The organism is Staphylococcus sp. GDX8P114P-2, from assembly GCF_017892945.1.
Classification (GTDB): Bacteria; Bacillota; Bacilli; order Staphylococcales; family Staphylococcaceae; genus Staphylococcus; species Staphylococcus arlettae.
In genome coordinates this window covers 136,024-162,591 of record NZ_JAESMB010000018.1, presented here as the reverse complement: position 1 = coordinate 162,591, position 26,568 = coordinate 136,024, and the positions used below count along the sequence as shown (strand labels likewise).

Annotated in this window: 24 protein-coding genes; 9 read left to right on the top strand and 15 right to left on the bottom strand. The window is 33.3% G+C overall.

Going from position 1 to position 26,568, the window contains the following annotated elements:
• Window positions 1–49: 49 nt before the first annotated feature.
• Window positions 50–1,165 (bottom strand): alanine dehydrogenase, encoded by a 1,116-nt coding sequence (gene ald, locus KA845_RS11270; protein WP_021459791.1) that lies wholly within the window; start codon window positions 1,163–1,165, stop codon window positions 50–52.
• A 143-nt stretch (window positions 1,166–1,308) separates the two neighbouring features.
• On the opposite strand from ald, the gene KA845_RS11265 reads away from it, so the two are divergent.
• Together KA845_RS11265 and KA845_RS11260 are read left to right on the top strand one after the other, a co-directional pair.
• Window positions 1,309–1,812 (top strand): universal stress protein, encoded by a 504-nt coding sequence (locus tag KA845_RS11265; protein WP_002510233.1) that lies wholly within the window; start codon window positions 1,309–1,311, stop codon window positions 1,810–1,812.
• 213 nt (window positions 1,813–2,025) lie between these two features.
• Window positions 2,026–3,198 carry an esterase-like activity of phytase family protein gene (locus KA845_RS11260; protein ID WP_210128096.1) on the top strand — a complete coding sequence of 391 codons (1,173 nt, stop codon included), beginning with the start codon at window positions 2,026–2,028 and terminating at the stop codon, window positions 3,196–3,198.
• Between the two features lie 298 nt (window positions 3,199–3,496).
• Here the strand turns inward: KA845_RS11260 and KA845_RS11255 are convergent, their stop codons facing one another.
• From KA845_RS11255 to ezrA, 9 genes are all read right to left on the bottom strand, one after another.
• Window positions 3,497–4,696 carry an acetate kinase gene (locus KA845_RS11255; RefSeq protein ID WP_002510231.1) on the bottom strand — a complete coding sequence of 400 codons (1,200 nt, stop codon included), beginning with the start codon at window positions 4,694–4,696 and terminating at the stop codon, window positions 3,497–3,499.
• Window positions 4,697–4,778: 82 nt separating this feature from the next.
• The gene (locus KA845_RS11250; protein ID WP_002510230.1) at window positions 4,779–5,726 is read right to left on the bottom strand and encodes a class I SAM-dependent methyltransferase; all 948 of its coding nucleotides are present in this window, start codon (window positions 5,724–5,726) and stop codon (window positions 4,779–4,781) included.
• Window positions 5,727–5,881: 155 nt separating this feature from the next.
• Window positions 5,882–6,376 (bottom strand): thiol peroxidase, encoded by a 495-nt coding sequence (tpx, locus tag KA845_RS11245; protein ID WP_002510229.1) that lies wholly within the window; start codon window positions 6,374–6,376, stop codon window positions 5,882–5,884.
• A 90-nt stretch (window positions 6,377–6,466) separates the two neighbouring features.
• Window positions 6,467–7,039, bottom strand: a complete 573-nt coding sequence (locus KA845_RS11240; protein ID WP_245338065.1) for an RDD family protein — start codon at window positions 7,037–7,039, stop codon at window positions 6,467–6,469.
• A 13-nt stretch (window positions 7,040–7,052) separates the two neighbouring features.
• Window positions 7,053–8,042, bottom strand: a complete 990-nt coding sequence (gene sppA, locus KA845_RS11235; protein WP_021459794.1) for a signal peptide peptidase SppA — start codon at window positions 8,040–8,042, stop codon at window positions 7,053–7,055.
• A 161-nt stretch (window positions 8,043–8,203) separates the two neighbouring features.
• Entirely contained in the window at window positions 8,204–8,977 is a 774-nt protein-coding gene (locus tag KA845_RS11230) for a sulfite exporter TauE/SafE family protein (protein WP_037579998.1), read from the bottom strand.
• A 42-nt stretch (window positions 8,978–9,019) separates the two neighbouring features.
• Window positions 9,020–10,243 carry a tRNA uracil 4-sulfurtransferase ThiI gene (gene thiI / locus KA845_RS11225; RefSeq protein WP_210128095.1) on the bottom strand — a complete coding sequence of 408 codons (1,224 nt, stop codon included), beginning with the start codon at window positions 10,241–10,243 and terminating at the stop codon, window positions 9,020–9,022.
• Window positions 10,240–11,376: a cysteine desulfurase family protein gene (locus KA845_RS11220; protein ID WP_103387815.1), complete on the bottom strand. Its 1,137-nt coding sequence runs from the start codon at window positions 11,374–11,376 to the stop codon at window positions 10,240–10,242. Before KA845_RS11220 ends, thiI begins: the two co-directional genes overlap by 4 nt.
• A gap of 262 nt (window positions 11,377–11,638) precedes the next feature.
• A complete protein-coding gene (gene ezrA, locus KA845_RS11215; RefSeq protein ID WP_210128094.1) occupies window positions 11,639–13,339 on the bottom strand; it encodes a septation ring formation regulator EzrA in 1,701 nt (566 codons plus the stop codon).
• Window positions 13,340–13,553: 214 nt separating this feature from the next.
• On the opposite strand from ezrA, the gene KA845_RS11210 reads away from it, so the two are divergent.
• The 3 genes from KA845_RS11210 to KA845_RS11200 all read left to right on the top strand — a co-directional run bounded on the left by KA845_RS11210 (window position 13,554) and on the right by KA845_RS11200 (window position 15,464).
• Window positions 13,554–14,018 (top strand): GAF domain-containing protein, encoded by a 465-nt coding sequence (locus tag KA845_RS11210; RefSeq protein ID WP_103387814.1) that lies wholly within the window; start codon window positions 13,554–13,556, stop codon window positions 14,016–14,018.
• Between the two features lie 244 nt (window positions 14,019–14,262).
• On the top strand, window positions 14,263–14,865 hold the full coding sequence (gene rpsD / locus KA845_RS11205) for a 30S ribosomal protein S4 (protein ID WP_002510221.1): 603 nt from the start codon (window positions 14,263–14,265) through the stop codon (window positions 14,863–14,865).
• 101 nt (window positions 14,866–14,966) lie between these two features.
• Window positions 14,967–15,464, top strand: a complete 498-nt coding sequence (locus KA845_RS11200; RefSeq protein WP_002510220.1) for a GNAT family N-acetyltransferase — start codon at window positions 14,967–14,969, stop codon at window positions 15,462–15,464.
• A 56-nt stretch (window positions 15,465–15,520) separates the two neighbouring features.
• Here the strand turns inward: KA845_RS11200 and KA845_RS11195 are convergent, their stop codons facing one another.
• On the bottom strand, window positions 15,521–16,258 hold the full coding sequence (locus KA845_RS11195) for a glycerophosphodiester phosphodiesterase (RefSeq protein WP_103387813.1): 738 nt from the start codon (window positions 16,256–16,258) through the stop codon (window positions 15,521–15,523).
• 81 nt (window positions 16,259–16,339) lie between these two features.
• On the opposite strand from KA845_RS11195, the gene KA845_RS11190 reads away from it, so the two are divergent.
• The 3 genes from KA845_RS11190 (at window position 16,340) to serA (ending at window position 19,716) form a co-directional block, all read left to right on the top strand.
• Window positions 16,340–16,780 carry an SACOL1771 family peroxiredoxin gene (locus tag KA845_RS11190; RefSeq protein WP_002510218.1) on the top strand — a complete coding sequence of 147 codons (441 nt, stop codon included), beginning with the start codon at window positions 16,340–16,342 and terminating at the stop codon, window positions 16,778–16,780.
• A gap of 166 nt (window positions 16,781–16,946) precedes the next feature.
• Complete coding sequence (locus KA845_RS11185) at window positions 16,947–18,107, top strand: pyridoxal-phosphate-dependent aminotransferase family protein (protein ID WP_002510217.1); 1,161 nt, start codon at window positions 16,947–16,949, stop codon at window positions 18,105–18,107.
• Window positions 18,100–19,716 (top strand): phosphoglycerate dehydrogenase, encoded by a 1,617-nt coding sequence (gene serA / locus KA845_RS11180; protein WP_210128093.1) that lies wholly within the window; start codon window positions 18,100–18,102, stop codon window positions 19,714–19,716. The genes KA845_RS11185 and serA overlap by 8 nt, the downstream gene beginning before the upstream one ends.
• 336 nt (window positions 19,717–20,052) lie before the next feature.
• Here serA and KA845_RS11175 read toward each other — a convergent pair whose 3' ends face one another.
• From KA845_RS11175 to KA845_RS11165, 3 genes are all read right to left on the bottom strand, one after another.
• Window positions 20,053–21,174 carry an HAD family hydrolase gene (locus KA845_RS11175; RefSeq protein ID WP_021459801.1) on the bottom strand — a complete coding sequence of 374 codons (1,122 nt, stop codon included), beginning with the start codon at window positions 21,172–21,174 and terminating at the stop codon, window positions 20,053–20,055.
• A gap of 108 nt (window positions 21,175–21,282) precedes the next feature.
• On the bottom strand, window positions 21,283–22,758 hold the full coding sequence (gene nagE / locus KA845_RS11170) for an N-acetylglucosamine-specific PTS transporter subunit IIBC (RefSeq protein WP_002510214.1): 1,476 nt from the start codon (window positions 22,756–22,758) through the stop codon (window positions 21,283–21,285).
• A 172-nt stretch (window positions 22,759–22,930) separates the two neighbouring features.
• Complete coding sequence (locus KA845_RS11165; protein WP_103387811.1) at window positions 22,931–23,551, bottom strand: lysophospholipid acyltransferase family protein; 621 nt, start codon at window positions 23,549–23,551, stop codon at window positions 22,931–22,933.
• A 168-nt stretch (window positions 23,552–23,719) separates the two neighbouring features.
• Here KA845_RS11165 and KA845_RS11160 point away from each other — a divergent pair, with 168 nt between their 5' ends.
• Window positions 23,720–25,030 (top strand): S1C family serine protease, encoded by a 1,311-nt coding sequence (locus KA845_RS11160; protein WP_103387810.1) that lies wholly within the window; start codon window positions 23,720–23,722, stop codon window positions 25,028–25,030.
• Between the two features lie 76 nt (window positions 25,031–25,106).
• Here KA845_RS11160 and tyrS read toward each other — a convergent pair whose 3' ends face one another.
• The gene (tyrS, locus tag KA845_RS11155) at window positions 25,107–26,369 is read right to left on the bottom strand and encodes a tyrosine--tRNA ligase (protein ID WP_103387809.1); all 1,263 of its coding nucleotides are present in this window, start codon (window positions 26,367–26,369) and stop codon (window positions 25,107–25,109) included.
• Window positions 26,370–26,568: the final 199 nt, after the last annotated feature.

Genomic DNA, 26,568 nt, shown 5'->3' with positions numbered 1-26,568 from the left:
TAGTTTACATTAAAACAGGACGATGCTTAAGCATCGTCCTGTTTATTATTTATTTTAATTGCTCTGCAATTGATGTATAAGGTATATTTAATGATTCTCCTACACCTTTATTAGTCAATTTACCATTAACTGTATTCAAACCTAGTGATAAAGGTTCATTATCTTGTAACGCTTTTAAATATCCTTTATTGGCGATTTGAATCGCATATGGTAACGTTGCATTGTTTAGTGCAATAGTTGAAGTTCTTGGAACTGCACCCGGCATATTGGCAACAGCATAATGCACAACACCATGCTTCGTATAAGTCGGGTTATCATGAGTAGTAATTTGATCGGTTGTCTCAAAGATACCACCTTGATCTATCGCAATGTCTACTATTACTGAGCCATCTTTCATTTGTTTGATCATTGCTTCACTTACAAGGTTTGGCGCTTTTGCACCAGGGATAAGTACTGCCCCTATAACTAAATCACTTTCTTTGACTGTACTTTCGATGTTCAATGGATTTGACATAATAGTATGTACGCGTCCTCCAAATTGATCATCTAATTGCTGTAAACGTTTTGGATTAACATCTAATATGGTAACATCTGCCCCTAAACCTAAAGCTATTTTAGCAGCATTTGTACCAGCTTGCCCGCCTCCAATAATTGCAACACGGCCTTTGGCAACACCAGGTACACCACCTAATAGTATACCCATTCCTCCTTTATATTTTTGAAGAAATTCTGCGCCAATTTGTGTAGACATTCGACCTGCCACTTCACTCATTGGAGTTAATAAAGGTAATGAACGGTCAGGCATCTGCACTGTTTCATAGGCAATACTCACTACATTTTTCTCTAATAAAGCCTCTGTTAATTTTTGTTCATTAGCCAAATGTAGATATGTAAATAATATTAGACCTTCTTTGAAGAATTTAAATTCTTCTTCTAATGGTTCTTTAACTTTCATTACCATATCCACATTCCATACTTCTTGTTGTGTTTTAACAATTTGTGCCCCAGCTTCTTGGTAATCAACATCTTCAAAATAAGAACCATATCCTGCAGCTGTTTCTACCAAAACAGTATGCCCTTGCTCGACCAAAGCGTGTACCCCACTTGGTGATAAACTTACTCTGTTTTCATTATTTTTAATCTCTTTTGGAATACCAATATTCATTCCATCCACCTCCATAAACATCGTAACGCGAAAGCAATGAAAGCGCAATCACAAAATTTACATATTTGTAGATAGTTAAATTGTACAAATATTCTGTTAATAATGGTATAATAAAATTAATTAAAAGTAAGGAGGTAATTGCGATGCTAACATATAAAAATATTTTAATCGCAGTTGACGGATCACATGAAGCAGAATGGGCTTTTAACAAAGCTGTAGATGTTGCAAAACGTAATGATGCACAATTAACAGTGGTAAATGTAATTGATTCTAGAACTTACTCATCTTATGAAGTATACGATGCACAATTCACTGAGAAATCTAAAAATTTCTCTGAAGATTTACTAAATGGTTATAAAGAAGTGGCAGCAAATGCAGGTGTTAAAGATGTTGTTACTCGCTTAGAATTTGGTTCTCCAAAAGCAATTATTCCTAAAAAATTAGCCACTGATGTTGGCGCTGATTTAATTATGTGTGGTACTTCTGGTCTTAATGCTGTAGAAAGATTTATTGTAGGTTCTGTATCAGAAGCTATTGTACGTCACTCACCATGTGATGTTCTAGTTGTTCGTACTGAAGAACTTCCAGAAGACTTCCAACCACAAGTTGCTACAGAAAAATTAAGATCACACTATAGTGCTCGCTAATCAGATAACGTGAAGCATGAAATTAAAAATACTTTATTAGTATAATATTTGATGAGAGATAGCATACCATAATATATGTATGCTATCTCTTTAAATACATAAAAGTTTAATCTCCGTACCCACCCTTTTACAAAAAATATAGCTCTAATTTAAACTCAATTCATATCTAACCTTTATCCTTAATATAGCATTTTAAAAAGGAGAAGATGACTCATGAACAAGCTTAAACAAACTGGCATCACATGCATAATTGCATTTAGTTTAACTACTTTCACCACTCTACATACAAACAATACTGACGCTGCCAACAATCAGTCAGACAAGCCTAAAACTGTAAATAATATCAAACTCATCGACAGCGAAACCATTCCACACAATACAAAATATAAAAATACTGTTGTCGGTGGATTGTCGGGAATTAGTTACAATCCTCAGAATAATAAGTGGTTACTTATTAGTGATGATCGTTCAGAACATAGTCCCTCTCGTTATTACGAAGCCAACATTAATTACAATCAACAAGGTTTTAACAACATTAACTTCAAAGACGTCAACACATTAAAACAACCAAATGGTTCAACTTATACTAATAAAAAGCAATATGATAAATCTTCAAAGAATATTGTGGCAGATCCAGAATCAATACGCTTCGATCCACTGAGCAACCATCTATGGTACACGAGTGAAGGTGATCGAACTCTAGGTTTAAACCCATTTATTCGCCAAGCTACATCTAACGGCATATTTATATCAGAATTACCTATACATAAACCGTTTAAAATGTCTGCCAATGACAAGCAAGGCTTTCGCAATAATATGGCACTAGAAGGCAGTACATTTTCTGCTGACGGTCAATCTTATTGGACTGCTATGGAAGGCCCATTATTACAAGATGATACTGTACCTACAATTAATTCTGGGTCAACTTCACGTATTACGCAGTATGATAGACAAGGTAATGTGTTAGCAGAATATGCTTATCCACTTGATGCCATACCTGAAAAACCAGGCAAAAATAAAGACGCCAATAACGGAATTACAGAAATTTTAGCAATTAATGATCACGAATTTTTAGCACTAGAACGTGCCAGCGTTCAAGCAGAAGATAATTCCTATACTAACCATGTTAAAGTCTATAAATATAGTACAGAGAATGCCACAAATATTAAAAATATGTCATCTTTAAAAAATCACAAAGTTCAACCATTAAAAAAGCAATTAGTGACTTCTCTCAATAAAACTGATCTTAAGAATATAGATAATGTTGAAGGTATTACATTCGGCAAAAAGTTGCCAAATGGTCATGACACACTTGTTCTTGTTGCAGATAATAACTTTAACAAAGAACAACAAACACAAATTATTGCTTTTGAAGTATTGCCATAAAATAGACAATATACTTACTATAACTAGCATTTATTTTGTTATGTTGTACATCAATGTAAAAAAGTGTCATAGTCGTAAAATAGCATTGACTATAAAAGATAATTGTCCCGATTTTGTAACGTGCTGACGCCCGTGGACTAGTATGAGTGAGAGACTACAGGCTCGAACCATACCCCAGGCAAGCATGCACGGTCAAAATCGAATACTTTTAAATATAAAGAGGACTAATCCTTATTAAAGATTAGCCCTCTTTTTTGAGTATAGGGAGTTATATCCCTATCTCTTTTAATTATTTTTATTAATCAACATTACCAAATTCAATAACATCACGTGCAATCATTACTTCTTCGTTCGTTGGAATAACAATTACTTTAACTGGTGAATGTGGATAGTTTATAAATCCTTCTTCGCCATGGATAGATTCATTTTTCTTAGCATCCCAATAAACACCCATAAATTCTAATCCTTCAAGTACTTTAGCGCGTACTGGATCAGAGTTCTCACCGACACCTGCAGTGAAGACGATAACATCAACGCCATGCATACGTGTAGCATAAGAACCAATATATTTGTGAATACGTGACGCAAAGACATCTAATGCAAGTTGCGCACGTTCTTTACCTTCTTTACTGTCTTCTATAATATCTCTTAAATCACTTGATGTACCTGAGATACCTAGTAAACCAGATTCTTTATTTAATGTATTTAATACTTCTTCTGCTGTTTTGCTTGTTTTTTCCATTAAAAATGGTATTAATGCTGGATCAATATTACCTGAACGTGTGCCCATTGTTACACCTGCTAAAGGTGTGAAGCCCATTGATGTATCAACAGATTCTCCTCCATCAATTGCTGCTATAGATGCACCATTACCAATATGACAAGAAATAATACGTAATTCTTCTATTGGCTTACCTAAGATTTCAGCTGCACGTTGAGAAACATATTTATGACTTGTTCCATGGAAACCATACTTACGGATTCCATAATCTTCATAATATTGATAAGGCAAACTATACAGATATGATTTTTCTGGCATCGTTTGATGGAATGAAGTATCAAACACTGCTACGTGTGGAATTTCAGGTAATAATTTACGGAAAGCACGAATCCCCATTAAGTTTGCAGGGTTGTGTAGTGGTGCTAATTCACTTAATGCTTCTATTTGTGATTCAACTTCATCCGTAACATATACTGATGTTGGGAACGTCTCGCCACCATGTACAACACGGTGTCCAGTTCCTTGTATATCATAAATACTATCAATAATACCGTGATGTTTAAAACTATCTAACATAATATTTACTGCATCTTCATGGTTTGCAATATCCGTTACTTCTTTAATTTTCTCGCCATTTACTTCTATAGTAAAGACTGAGTCTTTTAATCCTATTCTTTCGATTAAACCTTTAGTAATTATTTTTTCTTCAGGCATTTCAATAAGTTGAAATTTCAAAGATGAACTACCAGCGTTAATCGCCAAAATTAATTTTGACATAAGCTTTGGCCTCCATTTTCAATATAAGTTTATCCTTATCTATTTAACCATTAATACAGTTTAAATTCAAGAGTAATACAGTTTAAATTTCTGGGTGATTCTCTGTCATCCAAGTATTTAAGTCAGCTAAAAACCCTTGGAATTGCTGTGGATTTTTAAAGTCAGGAATATTTGCTAGCAAGACTTCTACAGGTTTTGTTACATTCACTTCTTTTTTCTGCACAATTAATATAGATTTTCTAGCTTTTTCATTTTTAAATAACGTTGCGGGTAAATTTAAAAATGCTTGCATTTCGGTTTCTGTAGCAATATAGTTTTGTAACTGTTTTACATTATCCCCTTCGAACAGATTACTTGGCACAATTAAAAATGCATAGCCTGATGGTTTTAATGCTGTAATCGCTTGTTCTATTAATAAATGATGAGAATAACTATGGCCTTCTTCAAACCCTAAACTCATTTCATGACTACGTTCATCAACAGGATAATAACCTATTGGTAAATCTCCAATTATGACATCCGCTTCTTCAAATGCTAGCGGCATTATGGCATCTTGTGGATATACATCAAAAGGAATCTCTAAAAAGTTTGCTAAATGTACGCTCACTCTTGATAGTACTGGGTCAACTTCTACTAAGTGATGCATGAGTGTAACATCAGTCATTACTTCATGTACTGAAGCACTTAAATGGCCTGCGCCACTAGCAATATCAGCAATATGCAATTCTGTTTGATTGGCCATAAATTGTTTCACTAAAAAACCTAATATTAAGCCTATTGAATCTGGTGTAATTTGATGATTTGCTTGAATTTCTTCATTTTGCAAAAGACTTAAATATGCAAATTGAAATGCTTTTCTTCTATCTTGTAAAGTCGCTTGCTCTAATAATTCTCGCTCATTTTTATATACATGCTCCATTGCTAGACCCAAGTTTTCAATAAAACTTTGCCCATTCTCTTCATTGAAAGCTTTTGCTTTTTCATCTAGCGTTTGGAATAAACGTTCCATAACTGTTTTTTCTTGAGTCATGATAATAATCCTTTCTAAAAAAACTGTTCATAATTTTTTTCAATAAGATACATTTTTATCTTAAATCACCAAATTATTATGAACAGTTTCATTTACAATGTCAACGATACTGTTTGTAGTATGATGACATTACCAATATATTTATTTTACTAAAATTAAATACTTCTATATGCTTCTAAGGCTTTTTCAAAATCTGGGAAATCAGTGCCTTCTGATACTATTTCTGTATATATTACTTTATCATTTTTATCTAAAACAAAAACTGAACGTGCTAATAAACGTAAACCTTCCATAACAACACCATAGTTTTTACCAAATGATAAATCTTTATGGTCACTTAGTGTAATAACATTATCTAAACCATTTGAAGCGCACCATCTTTTTTGTGCAAATGGTAAGTCTGCTGAGATAGTTAACACAACGCCGTCTTCTTGACTTGCTTCTTCATTAAATTTACGTGTTTGTTGATCGCACACGCCAGTATCAATTGATGGTACAACACTTATTAATTTCTTTTGACCTTCATATGTTGATAATGTAACTTCAGCCGTTGAATTATCTAACACTGTAAAGTCTGGTGCTTCTTGTCCTTCTTTAACTTGTTCGCCTAGTAATGTCACTGGCTCTTGTTTAAAAGTTATTTGTGTCATTGTTGACCCTCCTAAATATATGCTTCCATAGAAATTATAACGGTTTAGCTGTTAGAAATAAAATATTACATCTTAGCAAAATCACTATATTTACTTTTTGTAATATAAATATGCATATTTATTACGTATAACAACAGTATCTGCAAAGTAATCGTGTATTCCTTTATGCTTCACTGTGAACAAGGTAACTAAATAAGGTAAGTTACCGAAAGTACCACTAATGATGCGACCTATCCATTCACGAAATAGCACATCTTTCCATGTTAACGCTAATCTATCATCACGTTCTACCCGAATATTACAAATCATTTTACCCAACGTTTGTCTGAAGAATTTCGTCATTAATACAAAGTATAAATAAAATATTAGGGCGTCCAATAAATGAGCTACACTAAAATAATCAATCCATAATTTCTGTTTATCAATTTGTGCAAAGGCAAATATAGGTTTTAATAATAAACTATGAATACCAAATAAGATAAGTAAATCAATTATAAAGCTGACAAAACGTATGCCAAATCCCGCATATATCACCTTCATTATTTGTTTATGCACTAAATCATCACTCTTTGGTGTATTGTCATTGTTTTCATTATTCATAGTTGGGCGAGCTGTTGTTTCATCCTCATTATATTGTCTGTTGTAGTTTGAGTCGTCATTCATCATTACTTATCACCTACCCTTCATACAAGTACATTGGACGAGCATCTGTATTATTCGTAAATATAGCTTTAACATCTTCGAGTTGATTACTTAATTGTGATGCTGCTGTCTTAGCACTATATAAAGAACCAAAGACACCTGACTGTCCATTATATTTAAATACTTCTGCATCTTTAGCTTTGATATCCTTTTTCAATGCTTTAATCGTTTCATCTTCGTACGCTATGTCGTCAATCAAACCATTTTTTTCTGCTTGTTGTGCACTATATAAACGTCCATCTGCAAGTTTACGGACTTTCTCCTCTGACATGTTTCTACCGTCTTTTACTATATTGACAAAACGATCGAAACTATCATCTAACATGGATTGCATAATATCTTTCTCTTCGTCCGTCATCTCACGAGAACCACTCATAATATCTTTGTGTGCACCTGATTTAATAACATTTTCTTTAATGCCTAAATTCTCTTGTAACTCAGAATAATCAATATTAGACATTATAACACCTATAGATCCCGTCATCGTTTGAGGTCCAGCATATATTTTGTCAGCTGGTGCCGAGATATAGTAGCCCCCTGAAGCAGCCATGCTTTCCATATGTACATATACCTTTTTACCACTTTGCTTTAGTTGTTGAATTTTTTTATAAATTTCATCACTAGGATATGTGCCACCACCCGGTGTATTCACAGTTAATAATACACCTTTAACCGTATTATCCTCTTTTACTGAATCTAGCTCTTTTAAAAACAAATCATGATTATAGCCCTCTTCACCAGAAAATAGGCCACCACCTGAACCTTCCATAATTTGACCATTCAATGTTAAATGAGCAATACGTTTAGCACTATCACCTTCTGATTCTACTTCTTCAGACATTAAGTTCATGTCTGCTGAATCAGATACAAATGATCCAACTACAGCTGCTATTGAGCTCATCACAATACCGCCTATAACGATAACTGCTGCTAAAATTATCGCAACTATTCTTTTTTTGGACATCTTCCACACTCCATTCCATTTAAAATTTATTGCTATAAATACTTTCTTGTTATCAATACTATAATAAATAAAACACAAAAAATAGAGGTAGTGTTAAATTTACAGTATTTGCCATATACAATACTGTAAATTTATACTACAACCTCTATATTACTTGATTGTTATAAAATATTTTGTAAATAATCATAAGCACTTTTCACAATTAAAATAGCAGTGACACTAACAAATAACACCTTAACATACCCAACACCTTTTTTAATCGCAAACATAGCACCAATATAAGAACCAACAATCATACTAGCTGCCATGATAAAACCATAAAAATAATCTACATGACCTAAGCTAATAAATAATACTAACGCACCTAAATTAGAACCAAAATTTAATACTTTAGCATTGCCAGCAGCGCTTAAAAAATCAAAACCAAACATCAATAATACAAATAGCATAAACGAGCCAGTTCCGCCACCTAAAAAGCCATCATAAAAACCGATTAAACTCATAAAGGCTGTAAATATAATCGCTTTCGGCACTGTTAATTTACTATACGTGCGTATACTACCCCAATCTTTTTTTATCAAAGTATAAATCATAACTATTGTTAAAACTACAATCACAATAGGCTTCAATAATTCAGCAGGCAAAAATGTAGCGAGGCTAGCGCCAATAATCGAAAAGATAAAAACAAATGGAAATAGCTTTGCAACTACTGCCAAATCTACTTTACCTGAACGCAAAAATCTAAAAGCACTCGTTGCTGAACCAAAAACACTCGCTAATTTATTCGTTCCTAAAGCAACAGCTGGAGGCATACCAATTGCTAATAAAGCTGGAATTGATATTAAACCTCCTCCCCCAACTACTGCGTCAATAAATGCCGCTAAAAATCCTAGTAAAATAATTATCAGTATAAGTGATATATCCCATTCCACCATTGTTTTAACCCCTTTTTATCTAGTCGTATTTCAATGTATTATTTAAAACAATTCATCTGCTAATTCACTCGTAGCTTTATCTTTTTCACTTTGATAATCTTTAGTAATTGTCAACGTTTCAATATTATCAACAGCGCGATCTATCATATCAGTGAAATCATATGCACTTTCATAATTCACAACTTTTTCTAAATCCGGTTCGGTAATTGGATTTTTGGGTGTGAAAATAGTACAGCAATCTTCAAATGGTTGAATTGAAATATCAAATGTACCGATTGTTTTAGCTTTAGTTACAATTTCTTCTTTATCTAATGTTAATAATGGTCTTAGTATCGGAGTAGAAGTTACATGGTTGATAGCATACATACTTTTTAGCGTCTGACTTGCCACTTGTCCTAGATTTTCACCATTAACAATAGCATGCGCTCCAATTTTATGCGCTAATTTATCCCCAACTTGCATCATCATTCTACGTGTTGATGTCATTGTATAGCGTTCATTTACTACTTTATTTACTTGTTTTTGTAATTCCGTAAATGGCACGATATGCAATTTAATTGGACCAACATGTTGTGACAAAATACGCGTTAATTCAATAACTTTTTCTTTTGCTTTTTCACTCGTGAATGGTGGACTATGAAAATGAATAGCTTCGATAGTTACGCCACGGCGCATAACTTCCATTCCTGCAACAGGTGAATCAATCCCACCAGATAACATAAGTAGCGTTTTACCACCTGTTCCAACTGGCAAACCACCTGCACCATATATTGTACGATCATAAACATATACTGCATCTAATCGCACTTCTACTTTAATAACATGATCAGGATTTTTAACATTTACTACAACCTGTTCATTATTTTTAAGTACAGCTCCGCCTACTTCCTTTTGTAATTGATACGTATCATACGGAAATTGTTTATCCGAACGTTTTACGTCAATTTTAAATGTTTCACCGGCATTATAACTTTGGGCAAATTGAATCGCTTGCGCATTAATAGCTTCTATTGTTTTATCTATTTTCAGTACTGGACTTATTGAATGGATGCCAAACACATGGCTCAATCGTTCCATAATTTCTTCTATCTCAGCATTGTCATCTAATTCAATATACATTCTATCTCTATTTGCTTTGACTTTATAACCCTGTAACGGCATTAAGGCACGTTTCACATTACTGCGTAATTGACTTACAAATACTTTGCGGTTGGCACCCTTTAACGTTAACTCACCATACCTTGCTAAAATATGATCGTATATCATTTTAACAACTCCTTAATTTCTTCATACACTTTTATAAATTGCGCTTTAAAATCTTCAATATCTTCAACTGTCGTATGACTGCCTAATGAAAGACGGATACTACCTTCAATTCGTTTTTCAGTTATTCCCATAGCTAGTAATACTTCATTTAAGCTCGCTTTTTTGGACGAACATGCACTCGTCGTCGACAGCATAACATCATACTTGGAAAAGGCATTAACCAATACTTCTCCTTTAACTCCCGGGAAAGCAATATTAATTATGTGAGGAGAACTACCTTCCGGAGAATTCAAATAAACACCTTGAAACTCTTCTATAAATGAAATCAATTGTGTTTTTAATGTTTGTAGCATATTAAATGTTGATGCTTGATTTAATACAGCTGATTTCATTGCTTTTACTATGGCAATATTCGTTGGTAGATTGACTGTACCACTACGAATACCGAATTCTTGTCCGCCACCATACATTATTGGAGCGAGTTGATGTATATTTCTAACAAATAGTACTCCTTGGCCTTTCAAACCATTAAATTTATGACCACTCAGGCTAATACTATCTACTTGATTAAAATATAATGGTATTTTACCAATTGCTTGCACTGCATCAACATGAAAATGTGCCTTTGGATACTGTGACACTATTTCTGCAATTTCTGGGATGGGTTGTATTTGTCCCATGATATTATTTACGTGCATACATGTAACCAAACCAACCCTATCAGACATCATTGAAGCTAAATGGTTTACATCTACTTGCCCTTCAGCAGTAATGTTTACATACTTCACACAAAAACCTTCGTCTGCTAAAGCTCTGACAACTTCTAATACTGATGGATGTTCAAGTACTGAGGTAATAATTTCTGGAGCAAACGCTTTTTTCTTACGTGCAATACCTTGTAATGCAATATTATTTGATTCTGTCGCACCACTAGTAAACAACACTTCAAAAGCATTATTTAACTGCAATAACTCCTTTATTTCACGTTTCGTTTGTTGTAATAGTTGTTCTGCTTGTAATCCTGCTTTATGAGGACTATTAGGGTTAAAATATAAGCTTTGATTCACCTTCACAAATGTATCTAACACATCTTGGTTAGGTTTAGTAGTCGCCGCGTTATCTAGGTAAATCATTTTGACACTCCTTTAGTTTCCTTCATATTTCATATACATGTTAGATATATCAATGACTTAATTATTAATAGTGCATTTCGTATTATAATCTACTAAAGCATTATACTATTTTTTGACAAAAATGAAAGATGAGAGTAAGAATGACCTCAAATAATTTTAATTTGAGGTCATATCTCACTCTCACCTTAGTTCTATACAATATCAAATAGCATATTTTTTGGCGGTTTTACAACTAAATTGTTAGCTAATGTTTAACTAACGATTAAACACTTTCTTTAGTAACATTATCTTCAATTTGTTGTGTAATTCCCGGCTCAACACTTTCTAGTGCTTGCTCAGCAATTTCGATTGAGCGTTTATATCTATTGTTTTTAAATAAACGTTCTGCTTCATTTAAGCTTTTATCAACGTTAGAATAATCTTTTCTATAACGATTACCATATTGAATAAGTCTTTCTGCATATACTGCGTTTACGAGCACATCAGTAGCTTCATCTTCAAATTTGTTCATTTGTAATACTACTTTAGACACTTTGTCTTTCAAGTGTTTGACGTGAATTGGTCGTGATTCAAATTTATCATTTACTTCACGAACTTCATTGTCAATTTCATTTTTCATAATAATGAAGCGTTCTGGTACACTTGGCAAGTTGGAAGCTAATAATTTTCTATAAACTTCTTCTTTTTTGCTTTGTATACGAAGGATATCATCTTCTGCTTCCGCTTCATCTTCTCGTAGTTGAATTAAATGATTTTGTAGTTTCTCTTGTTTGTCATTAATAACAGTTACGTGTTCTTCAATATATTTCAAATTGTCTTCAACTTCACTATATCGAACTGCTGATTTTGAAGTTTCACGTAAAATATCATCATATACTGTAATTAAATTTTGGATTTCATTTTCAAATTGTCTTATGTTTTGAACATCACTTTCATTGATATAGTAGTTTTCACGCACATAATCAATTTCAGTTTGAATCGTATAGTTCATATCTTTCGCTCTGAATAAATTATCAGTAATCGTTTCTTTTGTTTCTTCAACTGTATTTTTTGCTTTCACTTCATGTTCAATCAAATCATACATTTCATCTAAACGATCGTTAATACTGATTAATTTTTCATTAGCTTCATCTAACTCTAAACGACTAATCATTGGCTCAACAAAACTTAATTCCGTTTTCAATGTTTGTAAAGAACTATCGATTTTAACATGATCTAAATCATAACCTTCAACTTTTAAATCTCTACAACCATATTTCAAATCTTGGAATTGTCCCGGTAATTCTTTTTGTGCTTCACGAATTAAATCAGGAATTTCTGACATATCCTTTTTCAAGAAGTTCATATCTTCATGTAATGTATTGATATGTTGATATGCTTGGTTATAATTACCTTCTTCTTTCATCGTCTCATACGTTTGCATTTCAGGTTCAAAAGACTCGATTTCATTTTCTAAAGGTGTTGCAGCCTCGCCAAATTGATGTCTATTCGCAAGTACATCTCGTTTCATTTCACGATAATCATTCTTGCATTCTTCATACAATTTATCACTTTTCTTATGTATGTTTACAATTTCATCTACTTGCGTATTAGTTTTTTCATAATTTTGCTCATATTGATCCATTAACTCATGCGCTTCATCAATTTCTGATTGAGCTTGAGCAAATTTAAATTTGCCAAGTAAACCTTCAGCATTATGAATTTTCTCATCTACTGGTGCGAGGTATTGGTTATTACTTTGTTGTGATGATGCCTTTAAGTCGTCATATGTACTTTTTGTTTCACCTGTTAATTTTAAATCTGATAGTTTTGATAAACTCTCATTATAAGGTAATTGCTCTACTTTTAATTTTCGTTCTTCAGCTTTTTCAATGATGTGGCTTTTATTTGAACGCATATAGAATAATACACCGATTATTATCAGTATAATGACAATAATTGCTAAAATAATATATAGTGCCATATATTTTCTCCTCCTATTTTATCATTTCAATTATAACGTAATTTGGTTTGACATTAAAATAGAAATCAGTTAAATTTGCAGATTAATTTTACATTTTTCAACTTACCTACCAAAAAACACATTATTCCAAGTTCAAGCACTTGAATCTTTTAATTACTTACTATACCATTTGTCATTATATTATTCACAATATTTGAAGCGAGGTTTATAAAATATGGTAGAAATAAAACAAACAAATTACAATATGGCTCAAAAACAACTTAAATCGTTAATTGAAGATGAGCATAACTTAATTGCTATCTTAAGCAATGCCTCTGCATTAATCAATGATAATTTAGATCAAGTCAATTGGGTAGGTTTTTACTTAATGGAGCAAGATGAATTGATTTTAGGACCATTTCAAGGCCATCCGGCATGTGTACATATAGCGGTTGGAAGTGGTGTTTGTGGTACAGCCGTCGCTGAAAATCAAACACAAGTAGTAGCAGATGTAAATGCCTTCCCAGGTCATATTGCCTGTGATGCAAACAGTAAATCTGAAATCGTTGTACCTATACATCAAAATGGGAAAGTTATTGGTGTGCTTGATATAGATGCACCAATTCATAATCGTTTTACTGCTGATGATAAAATCGAACTTGAAGAAATGGTTAAAATTATAGAAGAACAACTAAACTAATCAATTACTTTCAATTTCTGAGAAGAAAGTATTGACACTTCGTAATATGATGTTACAATGAACTTTGTGTGAATAAACGAAAGTAGCAGTTACATATTAGTTGGCTCTATGTTATTCCCAACGAGGACGTGTCGCGTAACCAGCGCTATGAGGTGAAGACACATAAAATAATATATCCAAATAAGCATGTAACACTCTTTTTTGTTTTTTCATAACTACAAAAAAGAAAAGGAGGAGTCTTAATATGGCTCGATTCAGAGGTTCAAACTGGAAAAAATCTCGTCGTTTAGGTATCTCTTTAAGTGGTACTGGTAAAGAATTAGAAAAACGTCCTTACGCACCAGGACAACATGGTCCTAACCAACGTAAAAAATTATCAGAATATGGTTTACAATTACGTGAGAAACAAAAATTACGTTACTTATATGGCATGACTGAAAGACAATTCCGTAATACTTTCGAAATTGCTGGTAACCAACACGGTGTACACGGTGAAAACTTCATGCAATTATTAGCAGCTCGTTTAGATGCTGTTGTTTATAGCTTAGGTTTAGCTCGTACTCGTCGTCAAGCACGTCAATTAGTTAACCACGGTCACGTTGAAGTAGATGGCAAACGTGTTGACATCCCTTCATACACTTTAAAACCTGGTCAAGAAATTTCAATTCGTGAAAAATCTCAAAAATTAGATATTATCGCTGAATCTGTAGAAATTAATAACTTCGTACCAGATTATTTAGAATTCGACGCTGATAACTTACAAGGTAAATTTGTTCGTATCCCTGAGCGTAGTGAATTACCAGCTGAAATCAATGAACAACTTATCGTTGAGTACTACTCAAGATAATAGCTTTATTGTTACTAAACCAAGAAGATCTCTTAGTAGACTTCTTGGTTTTTTTTACTTTATTTCCAATTTTATATAAAATATAGGAAAGGAGTGGGAAAATGATTATCCGAGCATTAGAAGCTACTGATTTAAAATTTGTCCATCATTTAAACAATGAATATTCTATTATGTCTTATTGGTTTGAAGAACCCTATCAATCTTTAAGTGAATTACAATCTTTGTATCAAAAACATATTTTAGATGAATCCGAACGTCGTTTCATTATCGAAGAAGATTCTAAACGCATCGGGGTTGTCGAACTTGTAGAAATTAACTTTATACATCGTACATGTGAGATTCAAATCATAGTAGATCCACAATACAATGGTAAAGGTTATGCAAAATCCGCGTTTAAGATGGCTATTGATTATGCATTTTTAGTATTAAACTTAAACAAAATATATTTATTCGTTGATACTACCAATGATAAAGCGGTACATATCTATAGCAGTCAAAATTTTGAAATTGAAGGTACTTTAAAAGAACATTTTTATACTCGCGGTCAATATAGTGACTGTTACGTTATGGGGTTACTCAAACGAAATTGGTTACACTAGACTAATAATGATGTAACTAACATTAATATCACAAAAATATGCTATTCAATATCAAATTACTCGATATTGAATAGCATATTTGGTGCGTCAGAAATAATACCGTCAACACCTGCAGTTAATAGTTGGTCTTTAGTTGTTAAGTCATTCACAGTGTATGGAGCAACTAAAAGCTTATGTTCATGTGCTTGTTGCACAAATTCTGCAGTTGCCAACTTAAAGTCTGGGTTTGCAAAAGTAGCATATTCGGCCAGTGCCTTGAAGTCAGGTTTTTGATACCAGTATCTTTTTCTACTTAACAACACACCTAATTGATGTCCTATTGTAAGTGAGGCAATATACTTCATACTTTTTTTATCGAAAGACTGAATTACTACATCTTCTGTAGCTATTTTGTGTTCTGTTAACATTGATATTAACAAATCCTCTATGCCGGGATATTGTTTAGGCTTTTTCACTTCAATAAGTAACTTTTGATTATATTGCACAACCATATCTAAAACTTCCGTCAACGTTGGAATAGTTAAACCTGCAAATTCCTCCCCTTTCCAACTTCCAAAATCATACTTTTTTAACTCCGCTAATGTATAATCTTGTATTCGACCACTACCATTAGAAGTACGATCAATTGTATCATCATGGATCACTACCAACTCATTGTCTTTCGTTTTATGTACATCTATTTCTAAAAAATCGATATTTAATTGCAACGCTGCTTCAATGCCTTTTAAAGTGTTTTCAGGATAAGTTGCCGCCAAACCACGATGGGCAATTACTAAACATTCATTAGACCCCATGTTTCAAGTCACTCCTCTTTCTTTCTATTCATTTATCGCCTACACTAAAAATATCATATCTTTTATGGAGGTAACATCAATATGGTTAAACATGATTTTAAAGTCACTACTACTTGGGAAGGCGGAAGAGAATCAGTTGGTAATACTGAGGGAGATGTCATCAATGCCCCTATCTCTATTCCAGCTGGATTAGGTGGTAATGGAACAGGTACTAATCCTGACGAATTACTAGTTTCTGCAGCTTCATCTTGTTATATCATTTCTTTGGCTGCTGTATTAGAACGTTCCGGTTTTCATCAAATCGCCATAACTCAAGAATCAATAGGCACTGCCATTTTCGAACAAGGAAAATTCAAAATGGATACAATTACACATTATCCTATTATTGATATTGATGATTCAGAAAAAGAAATGTTGAACAATAAATTATCGAAATTACTAAAGATTGCAGACAATAATTGTATGATTTCAAACTCAATACGAGGGAACGTTGCTGTGAAAATAGAATGTTCCGTCAAATAAAATAAAAAAATATTTTTAATTTCACAAACGTGTAAACCATCACAATGTAACCCCTTTCAAAGCCTCTTTTTTAGGGGTTCTTTTCTATTAATGTTCACTTTTGCACTTTTATATTGTCTGAAAATTTGCTAAACTTGAAAAATCTTGAGTATTGGGGGAATTTGAAATGAAACAATATCATCCATTGTTACTAACACCAGGTCCTACACCTGTACCTGATGAAATACTACATGCAACACAAGAACCAATGGTCGGTCACCGATCAAGTGATTTCGAAGCAATTGCACAAGAAGCATTTCAAGCAATCAAACCTGTTTTTGGCACAGAGAACGAAGTGATGATTTTAACATCAAGCGGAACGAGTTCATTAGAGGCAAGTATGTTAAATATTGCTAATCCTGATGATCACATCGTTATTATTGTTTCTGGTGCATTTGGCAACCGCTTTAAACAAATTGCCGAAACATATTACCAAAACGTACATATCTTTGATGTTGAATGGGGACAGGCTGTTGATGTTCCTGCATTCATCGATTTCATAACAGAACTAAACGTCGATATTACTGCTGTTTATTGTCAATACTGTGAAACATCTACCGCGGTATTACATCCAGTCGGTGAACTGGGCGCAGCACTTAAATCATTTGACGAGAACATTTATTACATTGTTGATGGTGTCAGTTGTATTGGTGCTGTTGATGCTAATATTGCTCGTGACAATATCGACGTCTTAATATCAGGTAGTCAAAAAGCCATAATGTTACCTCCGGGACTAGCATTTGTTGCATATAATAACAGAGCAAAACAACGATTCAGTGAAGTGACAACACCTAGATTTTATTTAGACTTTAATAAGTATTTGAAATCTTTGGCCGACAACTCCACACCTTTCACACCTAATGTTGCATTATTCAGAGGCGTTAACGCATATGCACAACTTGTTGAACAAGAAGGCTTTGATAATGTAATTGCTCGTCATTATGCCATTAGAGACGGTTTAAGAAGTGCGCTTAAGGCATTAGATTTAGACTTACTAGTAGAAGATCAATATGCTTCCCCTACTGTCACAGCTTTTGTACCACAAAGCAAAGATGAATTAGCATATATTAAAAATGAATTGAAATCTCGTTTCTCAATTACTATTGCAGGCGGACAAGGCCATTTAAAAGGACAAATATTACGTATCGGTCACATGGGTAAAATTTCACCTTTCGATATTTTACAAGTTGTCTCTGCATTAGAAATTATCATTTCTGAATATAGAAATACATCATTAATTGGTAAAGCATTAACACAATATATGGAGGTAGTAAAAGCATATGTATAAAATTTTAGTATCTGATCCAATCTCACCAGAAGGTTTAGCTAGTTTACATGAACACTCTAATTTTGATTTAACTACTGCAACAGATTTAACTGAAGCACAGTTAATAGATGAAATTGGAAAATATGAAGCTTTAATTGTACGTAGTCAGACTCAAGTCAATGCACAAGTAATTGAAGCTGCCAAAAATTTAAAAGTTATTGCACGTGCAGGTGTCGGTGTAGATAACATAGATATTGATGCTGCAACAAAAAATGGGATTATTGTAATCAATGCTCCTGATGGTAATACTATCTCAGCTACTGAACATTCCATGGCAATGATTTTATCAATGGCTAGAAATATCCCTCAAGCTCATAAATCATTGCAAGAAGGTAAATGGGATCGTAAAGCGTATCGCGGTACAGAATTATACACAAAAACTTTAGGTGTTATAGGTGCTGGTAGAATAGGAATAGGTGTGGCCAAACGTGCTCAAAGCTTTGGTATGAAAATTTTAGCTTTTGATCCATACTTATCTGAAGAAAAAGCTAAAGAGTTAGAAGTTACGCGTGCTTCTGTTGATGAAATAGCCGAACAAGCCGATTTTGTTACGGTGCATACTCCACTTACGCCTAAAACAAAAGGTATCGTTGGTAAAGCATTCTTTGATAAAGCTAAGCCGAATTTACAAATTATCAATGTTGCTCGTGGTGGTATCATTGATGAAGCAGCTTTATTAGATGCACTAAATAATGATCAAATTCAAAGTGCAGCACTAGACGTATTTGAAACAGAACCTGCTACAGAGTCACCTTTCGCAAATCATGATAAAGTTATTGTTACACCTCATTTAGGTGCTTCAACAGTCGAAGCGCAAGAAAAAGTTGCAGTATCAGTAGCTAATGAAATTATTGATATTTTTGAAAATGGTAATGTCTTACATGCTGTAAATGCACCACGCATGACATTTGATGAAACACATGAAGAAGTAAAACCATTTATTGAATTAAGTAAATTAACTGGAGAAGTTGGTATTCAATTATTAGATAAAGCTCCACGTGAATTACACATTAAATATGAAGGTGATATAGCTTTAGATGATACTAGTCTAATCACGCGTACTTTAGTAAGTTCAGTATTAAGTCAAGACTTAGCAGAACGTGTTAACTTAATCAATGCTCTTGTTTTATTAAATGAACAAGGTGTCTCATATAATATAGAAAAAAATACCAAACGTCATGGCTTTAGTAACTATATAGAATTAACTTTAACTAATAATGATACTCAAATAAAAATTGGTGCCACAGTGTTAAATGGTTATGGCCCACGCATAGTTAGAATTAACGACTATCCTGTCGACTTTAAACCTGAAAAAAATCAATTAATTGTTAATCACACAGACCGTCCAGGTATTGTCGGTAAAACTGGTCAAATTCTAGGTGAATATGGCATAAATATTGCTTCAATGCATTTAGGCCGTACAAACCAAGGTGGAAATGCTTTAATGATTTTATCAGTAGACCATCCAGTCAATGAAGAAATAATTAATGATTTATACCAAATTGAAGGATTTAATTTAATCCGTAACGTACAATTAGATTTGCAACACAGCACTAATTATTCTATTTAATCATTATATTTCGGTAATCAAAAAACTATTTAAATAAGTTATTCCACTAAAAAGACTGTGACATAAATACGCATTCTCAAAATAAGAGGACTAATCCTTAATCTGGATTGGTCCTCTTTATATTTGAATGCTAAAGATTTAGACTTTGCATACTTGTCTGATGTATAGTTCCAGACTGTAGACCCTTACATTTACTATTCCCCTGGGCGACAGCACATTACAAAATCAGTATACTTTTGAAAGTAAAATAAGACCCTTCATATAATTAATGAAGGGTCATTTTTCTTGAGTTTATATTCACACTATCACTATAAAGTTCGTACTTATATTTACACTTTATAATAAAATATTTCTAACTTCACCTACATGGTTAATAATATAATCCGCTTCATAAGCTTCTAACTCTTCACGTGCATTTTGGCCTTTCAACCCTGTAAGTGGCCCAATAAATGTCGCGCCAATTTTTTTAGCACTCAGTAAATCTGCCAAGGAATCCCCTACTATATAAACATCATCTTTATTTACGCGATTCTCTTGATTAGAAGCATAATGTTGATATTTAGATTGATCGTTACCTTCTAGTGTTGCTAAATAACTAAATGGATTGGGTTTACCTAATGGTTTTAATTCTGGATATAAATCTTCTGCGATTAGTACTTCACTCGCAGTTACAATATGTTCATCATCAAATAATTCCTTTATGTGAATTGTTTCAAAGGGAACGATAGTTTCAGTGCGTGGACGTCCTGTAGCAATTGCAATTTGATAGCCCGCCGTTTTTAAATCCTCTAATAATGTTTTAATCTCATCGAGAGGGCGTAAAACGACTTCATTATAAATATACCCTTGCTTGTAGTCCGTACGATTAGTTTTTTGTTCAACTTCAGCAAATAACTTATAACCGAGATACCATTCTTGATAGACTTCTTGTGCTAATGTCCAAAACGCACTTTTTAATTCAAATAAAGCAGTTTTAGACGTATGTAAAGTAGTAGCAGCATGTTCTATTAATGCTTGATAAATAAAATCTTTTCCTGGTTGCACCTTATCTAAAAATGTGAGTGGTGCTGAATAATCTAGTGTGACGTCAGAAACAGCAGAACCAATACTTTGTAATGTAGTTTGGTTAAATTTTTGATCATCTAGCACTTCTGCTAATTGTATACTTGTTAACTGTTTGCAGACATCAATAAAATGTAATGCAGTTACAACAAAAAGCATATCCCAATTTGAATTAAGTCCTAATGATTTCAACTTTTCTAGAATCTTGTCGTTATCAAATATTTTACTTCTTATGTCTTGAATATCATCGTCAGTTAATGTCTTAAAATCAACTGATGGATCAAGACCTAAAAACGCGTCATCCATTAATATTTCATATACAGTTAACGCTGAAACATCAAAGCACCTTTCTTCACTTAGAAAGACGCCATCAACATCAAACAATACTGATTTCATCTTACTCACTCTCCTAATTCAGAAAATTCTGATACCACACAATTTTACTATTTTATACATAGAAGAGCAAATGAATTTAATCATTTGCTCTTCTTTAAATTATGCTATTTATTGTTCCATCTTCATTTCAATTTCATCTGCGACTTGCTGCACATGAGTACCGATAATGACTTGTACATTATGCTTTCCACTTTTTGTAACACCTACTGCACCTGCAGCTTTAATTTTAGATTCATCAAGTACATCATTATCATTTAGTTCCATACGTAAACGTGTTGCACAGTTTGTTAAAGAAGTAATATTTTCTTTACCACCAAGTCCTTCAATTATTTGTATAGCTGTTTGACTATATTTACGGTCATTTGAGTTTGTGTTTTCATCTGCTTGCTTTGCATCTGTTTCACTCGTTGGATCTGCTAAAAGATTATCTCCTCTACCAGGTGTATTAAGTTTCAATACTTTAATTGCTACTCTAAAGACAACATAATAAATAACAAAAAATACAATACCTTGTACTAACAACATCCATGGTTGATTAGCATTCGGATTAATTAACGATAAAACATAGTCTATTAATCCTGCACTAAAGGTGAAGCCGGCAGTCCATTGGAATAATGCTGCAATAAATAATGACAGTCCTGTTAAAAAGGCATGTATAACAAATAATATCGGAGCAACAAACATAAATGAAAATTCAATTGGTTCTGTCACACCTACAAAAAACGCTGATATGGCCCCTGCGAACATCAAGCCATACACACGCTTTTTCTGCTTACTTTCAGCAGTATGGTACATAGCTAATGCAGCGGCAGGCACACCGAACATCATAACTGGGAAGAAACCAGCCATATATCGTCCTGTTTCACCTTTTACTGCACCTTCACCCGTTTGGAACTTAGCCATATCATTGATACCTGCTAGATCAAACCAAAATACTGAATTTAAAGCATGATGTAGTCCTGTAGGTATTAATAATCTATTAAAGAAGCCGTAAATAAATGCACCAGTAGGACCAAAGCCCATAATCCACATACCAAATGCTACGATTGCATTATAAATATATGGCCATGCAAACAACAACACTACAGCTAAAATAATACTAAAGAAAGCTGTCATAATTGGCACCAAACGTTTACCACTAAAGAACGATAAAGCTGTAGGTAATTCTGTTTGGCTAAATTTATTATAAGCATATGCTGCAACTAGTCCTACAATTAATCCTATAAAAACATTCGCATTATTCATTTGCTCAAACGCTTTATCAACGCCCGTTTCTTTAACACCTAATAATGGTGCCAATTTGGCAGGACTTAATACGACTGTCGTTAAAAAGAAACCTACGACAGCTGCTAAAGCTACTGCTCCATCATTTTTCTTAGCCATTCCTAATGCTACACCGACCGCAAATAAAATACCCAATTGTTCAAGTATCGTCGACCCTGCATTCGTAAAAAATGTGGCAACATGTGGTAAGATGCCAATTGCCGCTAGCGCATTCCCTATACCTGTTATTATTGCAGCTGCCGGTAACACAGCAACAGGTAACATTAACGACCTACCTAAACGCTGGAAGAAATTGTACATAAAATCCCCTCATTCCTCTATAATTATCTTTTCCCCAAAAAAGACCACGTGTACAAATTTAACACGTGGTCATGATGCATTTAATACATAATTGTACAATTTCATAATAACACAATTAAATTCAAAATCGCACCATCTTCATAATTTTAATTTTATTAATGAAAATTATAACTTACTTTTGGTTTACATATTCATTTAATTCATTTTGTAATTGTCTTGTTCTATTTTCTAATTCTTTTGTTAAATATTCTAATTTTTCATTACGTTTCATTGATTTAGGTAAATTTTTCGTTTCAATAGGTTCACCAAATTTAATATGTGCTGTATCCGTAATCAGCCCTTTAATTTTTTTAGGTCCTACATAAGCAGCTGGTAATATAGGTGCTCCACCCATCATAGCAATTGTCACTGCACCTCGCTTTAAGGGAGCGTCTTCAGTAAACTCTGCACGTTGTCCTGTTGGAAAAATACCTACTGTTTTATTTTCTTTTAATAGTTTAATCGGTCGTTTTAACGTACTTGGTCCTGGATTTTCTCTATCTACAGGAAATGCATTTAGTGATTTTAAAAACTTTCCAAACCATTTATTTATAAATAATTCTTTTTTTGCCATATAATGAATTTGATTTGGGTAAATAGACATACCTAACATAATTACTTCATTATAGCTTTCATGCGTACAAGTGACTACATATCTATGTAATTGTGGTATATGTTCTTTACCTTGTACAACAAGTGATTTACTAATTTTCACTATAATCCAATATAAAATTGAACTAATAAATTTATACATGCTTTCACCTACTCTTTTTGCCTTATACTTCCTTATAGATTTTATCACTTAGTTATGTTTCAAACAAGAAAATATCTAAATCAGTCTAAAGTACGATAGCAATATACTAGAAAAAAAGCAATATACCTTTCATAATATAGTTATAGTGTATGATTCAGGAGGTAAAATATGTCAGATTTTTATAACAGTCATGAGCAAAAAAATAATAATAATCAAACTAATTCATCAGCAGAACATAATAACTATAATTATCAACAAATACAGCCAAGAAAACCAAAATTCCCATGGTTCAAAACAATTATAGTAGCATTAATCGCTGGTGTTTTAGGCGCTTTATTAGTCCTTGGTATTGGAAAGATTTTTAATGGGACAATTACTAATCATGATGGTGCAACTGTAGAAGAAACATCTAACAGTAAAGGTGGCAATACCTTAGATGGTAAAAGCGATAAATATAATTCTGTTAATCAAATGATTAATAATGTGTCGCCAGCAATCGTAGGTGTAATCAATATGCAGAAAGCACAAAACCTCAATGATTTGTTACAAGGTAAATCATCTAAATCACAAGAAGCTGGTGTAGGTTCTGGGGTTATTTATCAAAAAAGTAATGGTTCTGCATATATAGTAACTAATAATCACGTTATTGATGGTGCCAGTGATATCAAAGTCCAACTACATAATTCCAAACAAGTTAATGCGAAATTAGTAGGTAAAGATGCACTTACAGATATCGCAGTGTTAAAAATCAATGACACTGAAGGCACAAAAGCAATAAAATTCGCTAATTCCTCAAAAGTAAAAACAGGTGATAGCGTATTCGCAATGGGTAACCCACTTGGCCTAGAATTTGCTAATTCGGTTACGTCAGGTATCATTTCTGCAAGCGAACGCACAATTGATACACAAACTTCTGCTGGTAATAACAAAGTAAATGTACTACAAACAGACGCCGCTATTAATCCAGGTAATTCAGGTGGTGCCTTAGTCGATATCAACGGTAATCTTGTAGGAATTAACTCAATGAAGATTGCTAGCGAACAAGTTGAAGGTATTGGCTTTGCTATACCAAGTAATGAAGTCAAAGTAACAATTAAAGAGTTAGTCGAAAAAGGAGAAGTTGAACGCCCATCAATTGGTATTGGCTTGCTCAATTTAAGTGATATTCCAGAAGAATACAAAAAAGAATTAGAAACCAATCGTAAAGATGGTGTCTATGTTGCAAAAGTCGATGGAGATAACGGTCTAAAAGAAGGCGATATTATTACTAAAATCGATGATCAAGACGTCAAAGAAGATACTGATTTAAAATCTTACTTATATCAACATAAAAAACCTGGAGACGAAGTAACAATTACCATCGAACGTAAAGGTAAGACACAAACTGTAGATATTACATTAAAAGAACTTAACACTTCTAAAGATTCTTCAAAAGAGTCCAATTCAAGTCAAAGTGGCGACAGTAGTTTAATGCCATAAATATAAACAGGCTCAAACCTATATATAGGTTTGAGCCTTATTTAATGTCTATAAAATAATATGTTAGAGAGAAATTTTATTTGTAATTTACCATAAAGTATTTCTTTTTGCCTCGACGTATAATAGTGAATTCATTATCAATTTTATCTGCTGCTGTAAATGTATATCCTACATCTTGTTGACGTTCCCCATTTATATAAATGGCACCATTCGTAACATCTTCACGAGCTTGACGTTTTGAAGATGAAATACCACTTTCTACAATAGCTTCTACGATATTTGTTGTATCATGGCTCAATGTTACTTGTGGCACATCTTTAAAGCCTTCTTTTAATTCTTGTGATGATAAAGATTTTAAATCGCCACTGAATAATGCTTGTGAAATACGAATGGCATCATTTAATGCATCTTCACCGTGAATAAATGCTGTCACATTTTCAGCTAAGGCTTTTTGTGCTTCTCTTAAATGCGGTGCTTCTTGCAATGATTGCTCCAGACGTTCGATTTCAGAGTGCTCTAAAAATGTAAAGTATTTTAAGAACTTAATGACATCATCATCTGAAGTATTGATCCAAAATTGGTAAAACTCGTAAGGACTTGTTTTAGCTGAGTCTAACCAAATAGCTCCTCCTTCAGATTTACCAAACTTTTTACCATCAGATTTAACAACTAATGGAATTGTTAAACCATATGCTTCTGTTTGACCATACATACGTCTCATTAATTCGATACCACTAGTTATATTGCCCCATTGATCAGATCCCCCTACTTGCACTTTACAGTTGTAAGTTTGATTTAAATGACCAAAATCAATGGCTTGTAATATAGTATATGTGAATTCGGTAAATGATATACCATTTTCTAAGCGTGATTGAATTGAATCTTTTGCTAACATATAATTGACGCCGACATGTTTACCGTAGTCTCTTAAAAAGTCGATTAAAGAAATCTTTCCTAACCAATCTTTGTTATTTACGAGTTGCGCACCTTTTTCTGTCTCAAATTCAAATAATTTGTGCATTTGTTGTGCAATGCCAGCAACGTTTTGCTCCACCTGTTCTTCTGTTTGTAAAACACGTTCTTCGGATTTACCTGACGGGTCTCCAATCATTCCAGTACCACCACCAAGTAAAACTATTGGTCGATGACCATGATTTTGGAAACGGCGTAACGTTAAAAATGGTAATAAATGACCAATGTGTAGACTATCAGCCGTTGGGTCAGCGCCACAATATAATGATACTTGCTCTTTATTTAATAACGCTTCTAAATTTGCTTCATCAGTCTGTTGGTATATTAGACCTCGCCATTGTAAATCTTCAATTAATGCATTTGCCATGATAAACCCTCCTATTAATATCTTATTATTTTTGAATTAAGTTTTATAACCAAAAAAATACGCCCTTACGAAATGTAAGGGCGCATATGCACGGTACCACCAAACTTTAAGTCCATCAACTTTATTAATGATACGTTCATTAACTCAAACGTTGGATTATGTTTGTAAACAAGCAAGGTGTATTCACTCAATAACAAAC